This is a genomic window from Mycobacterium sp. E3305 (genome assembly GCF_001666785.1).
Classification (GTDB): domain Bacteria; phylum Actinomycetota; class Actinomycetes; order Mycobacteriales; family Mycobacteriaceae; genus Mycobacterium.
The window spans coordinates 1-9218 of sequence record NZ_LZJA01000190.1 but is presented as its reverse complement, the minus strand read 5'-3'; the positions used below and the strand labels follow the sequence as shown (position 1 = coordinate 9218).

The following is a 9218-nucleotide window of genomic DNA, read 5'->3' as shown; positions in this document are numbered from 1 at the left end:
CGATCGCGATGGCCGAGCCCGCGCCGCCCGCGCCGTAGGCGGCGCTGAACGCGGTCGGCACCAGCAGCGCCACCCCGGCGGGTTAGGTCAGGTCCCAGACCTGCAGCTCGGTCCCCTCGGGCACCTCCGCCACGTCCTCGGGAATGTCCAGCAGCGCGTTCGCCGACGCCAGCCACCGCAGGTGATGCGAGGCCGGCGGGCCATAACTGGTGACGGTCGCGGTGTCGCGGTCCAGCACCGCGCGGCGGAACTGCCGCTTGCCGCGCGGCGAGGTCAGCGATTCGGTGAGCACGGCCGCCCGGTGCGGGCGCTCCGGGTCAGGTAGGCCCATGGCCCTGCGCAGCGCGGGCCGGATGAAGACCTCGAAGGACACCAGTGCGCTCACCGGGTTGCCGGGCAGGGTGACGATCGTCGCGCCGGCCACCCGGCCGATGCCCTGTGGCATGCCGGGCTGCATCGCCACCTTGACGAACTCCACGCCCTGGTCGCCCTCGCGGCCGAACGCGTCCTTGACCACCTCGTAGGCGCCGGCGCTGACCCCGCCGCTGGTGATGATCAGGTCGCAGTCGGCCGCGTAGCGATCGAGGATCGAACTGAACTGCGCCACATCGTCTTCCGCCGTAGCCACCGCGATCACGTCGGCGCCGGCGTCGCGGACGGCCCCGGCCAGCATGATCGAATTCGACTCGTAGATCTGCCCCGGCCGCAGCGGATTGCCGGGCGCCACCAGCTCCGACCCGGTCGACAGCACCAGCACCCGCTGGCGCGGCAGCACCGGCAACTCGGCCATGCCCAGCGCCGAGGCCAGGCCGAGCACGGCCGGCGTCACCACCTGGCCGCGCCGCAACACCGTCGTGCCGGGGGCCACGTCCTCGCCCGCGCGCCGGATGTGCTTGCCGGCCTCACGGGGCGCGCGGATCGACACGACGTCCACGCCGCCGTCGGTGTCTTCGACCGGCACGACGGCCGTCGCGCCGGCGGGCAGCGGCGCGCCGGTCATGATGCGGTGCGCGGTGTGGGGTTGCAGCGTCAACTCGTCGGTGCGCCCGGCGGGAATGTCCTCGACGACCTCGAGGGCCACCGGGTGCTCGGGGGTGGCGCCGGACGTGTCCTCGGCTCGCACCGCGTATCCGTCCATCGCGGAGTTGTCGAAGACCGGCAGCGCCAGGCGCGCGACCACGTCCTCGGCCAGCACCAGCCCTTGCGCCTCGGCCAGTGCGGCGGTGGCCGCCGGGCGGGGACGGATCAGTTCGGCTACGACGCGCTGATGTTCTTGGACCGACCGCACCCCGCCATTATCGGCCGGTCAGATTTCCCAACCGCTCCCGGTGAGGCCGTGGGACCGACGTAGAGTCGAGAACGTGATTACCGGGATGGCCCACACCGGGGTGTGTGTTCCGGATTGCGAGGCGGCCGTCGCCTTCTACCGCGACGTGTTGGGCCTGCGTGTGCTCTCGCCGCCGTATGTCATGACCGGTAACGCCATTCGCGACGACATGGGCGAGCTGGTGGCGGACCCCAGCATGAAGGCGGCCATCGTCGGGTTCGACGGCGACGGCGATCGCGTGCTCGAGGTGATCGAATACCTCGGCGCGGCGGGCTCGGATCGGCCCGGTCGCGCCGGCCTCACCGACCCGGGGCTGTCCCACGTCGGGCTGATCTGCGAGGACCTCGACGCCACCCGGGCGGAGCTGGAAAGCAGGGGCGTGCGCTTTCTGGTCAGCGGGATCGCGGAGGTCGCGCGGGTCCGCACCACCTGGTTCATCGACCCGTGGGGTGTGGTGTTCATCCTGGTGGAGAAGACCCGGCCGCAGCGACCCTACTTCGCGCAATGGGACTGAAGCCGCGAGTCGCGATCATCGGCGCCGGTGCCGGCGGCATCGCCATGGGCATCCAGCTGGCCGAGGGCGGCTACGACTTCACCATCTACGACCGGGCGGACGGATTCGGCGGGACATGGCGCCACAACACCTTCCCGGGCGCGGCGTGCGACGTCCCGTCGCACCTGTACTCGTATTCCTTTGCGCCAAACCCGCGTTGGAGCAAGACGTACGCCAACCAGCCCGAGATCCTGGCGTACCTGGAAAGGGTCGCCGACGGTCACGGGCTGGGCGCGCGCCTGCGGGCGAACACCGCGGTGGCCGCCGCGCGCTGGTCGGACACCCGGGGCCGCTGGACCCTGACCGACGACGCCGGTCGCGAGCACGAGTTCGACGCGGTCGTCAGCGCCGTCGGGATGCTCGACGTGCCCCACGTCCCGGACATCCCCGGCGCGCGGCGGTTCCGCGGCCGCCAATTCCATTCGTCGCGTTGGGATCACAGCAAGTCGACGGCCGGCGAGCGGGTGGCGTCCATCGGCACTGGCGCCAGCGCCATCCAGTACGTGCCCGCGATCGCGCGAGAAACCGCGCACCTGACCGTGTTTCAGCGGACCCCGATCTGGATCGCGCCCCGCTTCGACTTCCCGTTCACGCCCGAACAGCACGAGCTGTTCGAACGCCACCCCGAGATGGCGCTCAAGCTGCGCGACGAGGCCTTCGACGCCTACGAGTCGTCCAGCTTCGACGTCGACGCCGCGCAGACGCGGGAAGCGACCGAGCTGGCCCGCAGCTACCTGATGCGCAAGGTGGCCGACCCCGAGCTGCGCGCGAAGCTGACGCCGGACTATCCCGCCGGCTGCAAACGGCCGCTGATGTCGCGCGAGTGGTATCCGACGTTCGCGTTGCCCAACGTCACACTGGAAACGGCCGCCATCACCGAGCTGACCGAGCGGGGCGTGCGCACCGTCGACGGCGTCGAGCACCGCGTCGACACCGTCATCTATGGCACCGGGTTCAAGGCCGCCGACTACCTGGCCAGCATCGACGTCCACGGGTCGGGCGGGCGCCGCCTCGCGGACGACTGGCGCGACGGCGCCGAGGCGTACCTGGGCACCCTGGTGGCCGGCTATCCGAATTTCTTCACGCTTTACGGGCCCAACACCAACGGCGTCAATTCGATCATCTACATCCACGAGGCGCAGACCACGTTCGTCCGCCACATCCTCGACGTGATGAACGCCCGGGGGGCGCGCACCGTCCAAGTGACACCCGACGCGCAGCGCCGCTACAACGACGAGATCCAGGCGGCCATGGTGGGCAAGGTCTGGCTCGCATGCGACAACTACTTCCGGCATCCGAGCGGGAAGGTGGTCACCCAATTGCCTTACAGCGGACGCACTTTCTTCGAGCGCACCCGCGAGCTGGTCGACGCCGACTACCGCTTCGGCCGGTGACCGGTCGGACGCCTGAACCGGCGCCCGCGGACCCGGGCGGACGCGGTCGGCACGCGCCGCAGGCCCGGGCGCCTGGGCCGTTTGACCCGCTCGGCGGTCCGCACCGGGGCGCTGTACGCCGTCTCGACCTTCATCCGCAACCACGCCGCGGCGCGCTTCGTCCTCACCTGCACGGCCAAACCCTACGTCGCGCGCGCGCCGCGTATCAGTGCGCGGCACCTAGAGTTCGCTCACCGTTAACCGGTTACTGCACCCAATAGTTGTCGTGCAGAACGAACCACTCCCGGCGTTCGTCGTCGGTCATGTCGGCCAGCGCCGCGAAGCCCTCGAAGTACGTCTCGCGCGGGGCACCCGGCGCGAACAGCATCAGGATCGACGCCGGCTCGTCGGCCCCGTTGCGGAAGCCGTGCACGCCGCCCGGCGGCACGTAGAGGAAGTCGCCCTGCCGACCGTCGGCCCACTGCGTGCCGTCGTAGAGCTTCATCGTGCCGGAAAGCACGAAGAAGGCCTCGGACATCGCCCGGTGGAAGTGGGGTCCGGGGCCGCCGCCGCCCGCGGGGATGTCGACCCGGTACAGCCCGTAGTCGCCGCCGGTGGCCTGGTCGTTGGCCAGGTAGTGGTACTTGACGCCACCGGTCTCGTAGTCGGGCGGCTCGTCGGCACGCTTGAGCCAGGCGCTGATCCCCGGCTCGTCCTTGGTGTACCGGGGCGGCGGATAGGGCGGCACGACGAGCGACATGGTTTCCAGCCTGCCAGTTAGCATCGCGAGAGTGGAGGCCCCGGAGGACGTGCGCGCGCAGCGGCTGCTCGAAGCCCAGGAGAAGGCGTCGCAGTTGTTCGACGAGGTCGAGCGGCGCGGCATCATCCGGCCGGGCGTTTCCGAGCGGCAGCTGTCCGATGAGATCAACCGCCTCGCCGCGGACCTGTTCGGCGTGACCCGGCACTGGCATCGGCGCATCGTGCGGGCCGGCGAGAACACGCTGCAACCCTTCAGCGAGCGCCCGCCGGACCGGCTGGTCGCCGACGGCGACATCGTCTTCCTCGATTTCGGGCCGATCTTCGCGGAGTGGGAGGCCGACTTCGGCCGCACCTTCGTGCTCGGCGACGACCCGGCCAAGGCGGCCCTCCGGGACGCGCTGCCCCGGGTGTGGCGGGCAGGCCGCGAGTACTTCGACCGGCGCCCGGACGTCACCGGGGCCGAGCTCTTCGACTTCGTCGTCGGCCTGGCCCACGCCGAGGGTTTCGAGTTCGCCAGTTCGATCGCCGGTCACCTGGTCGGAGAGTTCCCGCACAAGAAGATCGCCGGCCCCGGCGTCCAGTGGTACATCGCGCCCGGATCGAACAAGCCGATGCGGCGCACCGACCCGGCCGGCCGCCTGTGCCATTGGATCCTGGAGATCCATCTGGCCGACCGGGCCCGCGGCTTCGGCGGTTTCTACGAGCAGCTGCTCGATGTCAATCCAGGGGATACGTGACGCCGGTCAGCTCCTCCGACACCGCCCACAACCGCCGCTGCCGCTCGGCGTCGTGGGATTTCGCGCTCGACGACACCAACTTCGGATAGCCGCGGGTCTCGGCGAACCCGTCGGGGCCGTAGTACTGGCCGCCGAGAACGGCCGGGTCGGTGGCGGCGCGCAGCGTCGGGAGCGCGCCCATGGCGGCGTCCTGCGCGATCACCGAGAAGAACACGTTGACGAGCGGCCGGAACGCCGTGGGCGTGTAGCGGCCCAGTTCGGTGTTCGAGCCGCCGGGGTGGGCGGCGGTGGCGATCGTCGTCCCGCGGGGGGCCAGCCGCCGCTGCAGCTCGTAAGTGAACAGCAGGTTGGCCAGCTTGGCTTGCCCGTAGGCCGCGACCCGGTTGTAGGAGCGTTCCCACTGCAGGTCGTCGAAATGGATGTCGGCCAGGATGCGGTGGCCCACGCTGCTCACCGTCACGACCCGCGATCCGGGCACCGGCAGCAGCCGCTCCAGCAGCAGGCCGGTGAGGGCGAAGTGGCCCAGGTGGTTGGTGCCGAACTGCATCTCGAAGCCGTCTTTGGTGGTTTCCTTCGGTGTGTACATGACGCCGGCGTTGTTGATCAGCAGGTCGATCTGCTCGTAGTCGGACTTGAGTTGTTCGGCCGCCGCGCGGATGGAGTCCAGCGACGTCAGGTCGAGCTCCTGCAGCGCCACGTCGGCGTGCGGGCTCGCGGCGGCGATGCGCGCGGCGGCGTCCTTGCCCTTATCGAGGTTGCGCACCGCGAGCACGACGCGTGCGCCGTGGTCGGCCAGCGCGGCGGCGGTCTCGTAGCCGAGGCCGGTGTTGGCCCCGGTGATGACGGCGACCCGTCCGGCCTGGTCGGGAATGTCTCGCGCGGTCCACTTGGCCATCGGAAGCTCCTCAAAGTAGTAAGGTAAACGGGGCGAGCGCTCCGGTTGACTCGACTATACGGAACGCACGCCCCGCTTTGTCAACCGATGGGTGGTGAATTGTTGGCCGAACCCGCACGGCCGTTGCGCGCCGACGCGGCGCGCAACCGCGCGCGCGTGCTGGACGTCGCCTACGAGACCTTCGCCGCCGAAGGCCTGTCGGTGCCCATCGACGACGTCGCCCGCCGCGCCGGGGTGGGGGCCGGCACCGTCTACCGGCACTTCCCGACGAAGGAAGCGCTGTTCACCGCCGTGATCGAGGACCGGATGCGCCGCCTCGTCGACGACGGGCACGCCCTGCTGAAGTCGGAGGGCCCGGGGGAGGCGCTGTTCGCCTTCCTGCGCTCGATGGTCCTGCAGTGGGGTGCCGCGGACCGCGGCCTGGTCGACGCGCTGGCGGGGTACGGAATCGACATCGCCTGCGCCGCCCCCGAGGCCGAGGAAGCGTTCAGGGCCATGCTGGGCGAGCTGCTTCGTGCCGCCCAGGAGGCCGGCACCGCGCGGCGCGACGTCGACATGCGGGATCTGAAGGCGATCCTGGTCGGCTGCCAGGCGATGCAGGCCTACGACTCGGCGCTGGCCGAGCGGGCGACCGACGTCGTCATCGACGGTTTACGCGTGCAGCGATAAGGCCTGACCCGTTCTTGCACTCGGCATAGGCGAGTGCTAAGAATGACCTTGGCACTCGCGACAGGTGAGTGCTAGGTCGGGACGGTGAGACCAGCAGACACCTGGGGTCGTCCGTCGCGGGCACTGCACCCGGCCAGCGTAAGTAATGGGGTGGCCACCCGTGGCCACCCGGTGTCATTCCCGATCCGGAGGAATCACTTCGCAATGGCCAAGACAATTGCGTACGACGAAGAGGCCCGTCGCGGCCTCGAGCGGGGGCTGAACGCCCTCGCCGACGCGGTAAAGGTGACGTTGGGTCCCAAGGGCCGCAACGTCGTCCTGGAGAAGAAGTGGGGCGCCCCCACGATCACCAACGATGGTGTGTCCATCGCCAAGGAGATCGAGCTGGAGGACCCGTACGAGAAGATCGGCGCCGAGCTGGTCAAGGAAGTCGCCAAGAAGACCGACGACGTCGCCGGTGACGGCACGACGACGGCCACGGTGCTGGCCCAGGCGCTCGTCAAGGAGGGCCTGCGCAACGTCGCCGCGGGTGCCAACCCGCTGGGCCTCAAGCGCGGCATCGAGAAGGCCGTCGAGAAGGTCACCGAGGTCCTGCTCAAGTCCGCCAAGGACGTCGAGACCAAGGAGCAGATCGCGGCCACCGCGGCGATTTCCGCGGGCGACCAGTCCATCGGCGACCTGATCGCCGAGGCGATGGACAAGGTCGGCAACGAGGGCGTCATCACCGTCGAGGAGTCCAACACCTTCGGCCTGCAGCTCGAGCTCACCGAGGGCATGCGGTTCGACAAGGGCTACATCTCGGGCTACTTCGTCACCGACGCCGAGCGTCAGGAAGCCGTCCTCGAGAACCCGTTCATCCTGCTGGTCAGCTCCAAGGTGTCCACCGTCAAGGACCTGCTGCCGCTGCTGGAGAAGGTCATCCAGGCCGGCAAGCCGCTGCTGATCATCGCCGAGGACGTCGAGGGCGAGGCCCTGAGCACCCTGGTGGTCAACAAGATCCGCGGCACCTTCAAGTCGGTGGCCGTCAAGGCCCCCGGCTTCGGCGACCGCCGCAAGGCGATGCTGCAGGACATGGCGATCCTCACCGGTGGTCAGGTGATCAGCGAAGAGGTCGGCCTGTCGCTGGAGAGCGCCGACGTCGCCCTGCTCGGTAAGGCCCGCAAGGTCGTCGTCACCAAGGACGAGACCACCATCGTCGAGGGTGCCGGTGACACCGACGCCATCGCCGGGCGCGTGGCCCAGATCCGCCAGGAGATCGAGAACAGCGACTCCGACTACGACCGCGAGAAGCTGCAGGAGCGCCTGGCCAAGCTGGCCGGCGGTGTTGCGGTGATCAAGGCCGGCGCCGCCACCGAGGTGGAGCTCAAGGAGCGCAAGCACCGCATCGAGGACGCGGTCCGCAACGCCAAGGCCGCCGTCGAGGAGGGCATCGTCGCCGGTGGTGGCGTGGCCCTGCTGCAGTCGGCGCCGTCCCTGGAGGAGCTCAAGCTCACCGGTGACGAGGCCACCGGCGCCAACATCGTGCGCGTCGCGCTCGAGGCCCCGCTCAAGCAGATCGCCTTCAACTCCGGGCTGGAGCCCGGCGTTGTCGCCGAGAAGGTCCGCAACGCGAAGGCCGGCACCGGCCTGAACGCGGCCACCGGCGAGTACGAGGACCTGCTCAAGGCCGGCGTTGCCGACCCGGTCAAGGTCACCCGCTCGGCGCTGCAGAACGCGGCGTCCATTGCCGGGCTGTTCCTGACGACCGAGGCCGTCGTCGCCGACAAGCCGGAGAAGGCGGCCGCTCCCGCGGGCGACCCGACCGGCGGCATGGGCGGTATGGACTTCTAAGTCCGACAGCTACGGGAAAACCCGGCTCCCCTTGGGAGCCGGGTTTTTTCGTGCGCCGAGCTTCTCGGGATATGGACGATTTCCCAGCCCTTCTCGTGCATCGGGCTCACGCTCGACGGCCCCTTGTAGGGTTCGACGCGTGGCCCTTCCGACTCCCTCACCCACCAGCACCGCCGTGGTGACCGGCGCATCGTCGGGCATCGGCGCCGACATCGCGCGGGAACTGGCCGACCGCGGTCACGGCGTGACGCTCGTCGCCCGCCGGGAGGACCGGCTGCGCGAGCTGGCCGACGAACTCTCGAAAAGCGTGCGCGTCGAGGTGATCGCCTGCGACGTCGCCGACGCGGCCGCCCGCGCCGGCCTGCTCGACGAGGTCGGCCGCCGCGGCCTGGCCGCCGACATCCTGGTCAACAACGCCGGCGTCGGCACCATCGGATCGGTGACCGCGGCGCGCGCCGACGACGAGATCGCCCAGGTGCGGGTCAACTGCGAGGCGGTCATCGACCTGACCACGCGCGCGGTCCAGCAGATGGTGCCGCGCGGGCGCGGGGCGATCCTCAACGTCGGGTCCACCGCCGGCTACCACCCCTTCCCGGGGCAGGCCGGTTACGCGGCCACCAAGGCGTTCGTGAAGACCTACACCGAGGGGGTGCGCGGCGAGCTCGCCGGCACCGGTGTCACCGTCGCGCTGCTGTGCCCGGGCCCGGTGCGCACCGAGTTCCTGAAGAACGCGGGCATGGACGAGCGCAAATTCGCCGACGCGTTCCCGAAGTTCATGTGGATGCCGTCGCGCGACGTCGCGCGCATCGGGGTCGACGCGCTCGCGCTCCCGGTCGAGGGCTGGATGCGGCCCTGGCCTTCAGCCGGCTGAGAGGTCGCGTTTGAGGCCGGGATGCTGGTTCTTCAGTAGCGGCAGCAGCAGCCGTCGCGGCATGAACTGGAACAGCCGGGTGGACAGGTGGCTGGGCAGACCGGCGATCACCGTGCCGCAGTCGTGGGCGAGCGCGTCGACCCCGATGCGCGCGACGTCGCGCGACGGCATCCACATGAACTTCGGGAACGCGTCGAGCCGTTT

The 9218-nt window shown here is 70.0% G+C and carries 9 protein-coding genes and 1 pseudogene; 6 read left to right on the top strand and 4 right to left on the bottom strand.

The genetic code is table 11. The features are described 5' to 3' along the window. Positions 1 to 82: 82 nt before the first annotated feature. Positions 83 to 1288 carry a gephyrin-like molybdotransferase Glp gene (glp, locus tag A5701_RS17740; RefSeq protein WP_067756449.1) on the bottom strand — a complete coding sequence of 402 codons (1206 nt, stop codon included), beginning with the start codon at positions 1286 to 1288 and terminating at the stop codon, positions 83 to 85. A 73-nt stretch (positions 1289 to 1361) separates the two neighbouring features. On the opposite strand from glp, the gene A5701_RS17735 reads away from it, so the two are divergent. Together A5701_RS17735 and A5701_RS17730 are read left to right on the top strand one after the other, a co-directional pair. Then, positions 1362 to 1841, top strand: a complete 480-nt coding sequence (locus A5701_RS17735) for a VOC family protein (protein ID WP_067756446.1) — start codon at positions 1362 to 1364, stop codon at positions 1839 to 1841. After that, positions 1832 to 3274 (top strand): NAD(P)/FAD-dependent oxidoreductase, encoded by a 1443-nt coding sequence (locus A5701_RS17730; RefSeq protein WP_067756443.1) that lies wholly within the window; start codon positions 1832 to 1834, stop codon positions 3272 to 3274. Before A5701_RS17735 ends, A5701_RS17730 begins: the two co-directional genes overlap by 10 nt. 244 nt (positions 3275 to 3518) lie before the next feature. Here the strand turns inward: A5701_RS17730 and A5701_RS17725 are convergent, their stop codons facing one another. Beyond that, on the bottom strand, positions 3519 to 4013 hold the full coding sequence (locus A5701_RS17725) for a cupin domain-containing protein (protein WP_067756440.1): 495 nt from the start codon (positions 4011 to 4013) through the stop codon (positions 3519 to 3521). Between the two features lie 31 nt (positions 4014 to 4044). On the opposite strand from A5701_RS17725, the gene A5701_RS17720 reads away from it, so the two are divergent. Then, positions 4045 to 4749: a M24 family metallopeptidase gene (locus tag A5701_RS17720; RefSeq protein ID WP_067756436.1), complete on the top strand. Its 705-nt coding sequence runs from the start codon at positions 4045 to 4047 to the stop codon at positions 4747 to 4749. On the opposite strand, the gene A5701_RS17715 is transcribed toward A5701_RS17720, so the two are convergent. Further along, positions 4730 to 5644 carry an SDR family NAD(P)-dependent oxidoreductase gene (locus A5701_RS17715; protein ID WP_067756433.1) on the bottom strand — a complete coding sequence of 305 codons (915 nt, stop codon included), beginning with the start codon at positions 5642 to 5644 and terminating at the stop codon, positions 4730 to 4732. The genes A5701_RS17720 and A5701_RS17715 overlap by 20 nt on opposite strands. A gap of 87 nt (positions 5645 to 5731) precedes the next feature. Here A5701_RS17715 and A5701_RS17710 point away from each other — a divergent pair, with 87 nt between their 5' ends. The 3 genes from A5701_RS17710 to A5701_RS17700 all read left to right on the top strand — a co-directional run bounded on the left by A5701_RS17710 (position 5732) and on the right by A5701_RS17700 (position 9014). Next, positions 5732 to 6313 (top strand): TetR/AcrR family transcriptional regulator, encoded by a 582-nt coding sequence (locus A5701_RS17710; protein WP_067756430.1) that lies wholly within the window; start codon positions 5732 to 5734, stop codon positions 6311 to 6313. A gap of 204 nt (positions 6314 to 6517) precedes the next feature. After that, positions 6518 to 8143 (top strand): chaperonin GroEL, encoded by a 1626-nt coding sequence (gene groL, locus A5701_RS17705; protein WP_067756427.1) that lies wholly within the window; start codon positions 6518 to 6520, stop codon positions 8141 to 8143. A gap of 139 nt (positions 8144 to 8282) precedes the next feature. Beyond that, a complete protein-coding gene (locus A5701_RS17700) occupies positions 8283 to 9014 on the top strand; it encodes an SDR family oxidoreductase (RefSeq protein WP_231969241.1) in 732 nt (243 codons plus the stop codon). Here the strand turns inward: A5701_RS17700 and A5701_RS17695 are convergent. Beyond that, positions 9003 to 9218 (bottom strand): annotated as a pseudogene (locus tag A5701_RS17695) (SDR family NAD(P)-dependent oxidoreductase); the annotation flags it as partial. The gene A5701_RS17700 and the pseudogene A5701_RS17695 sit on opposite strands and share 12 nt — an antisense overlap.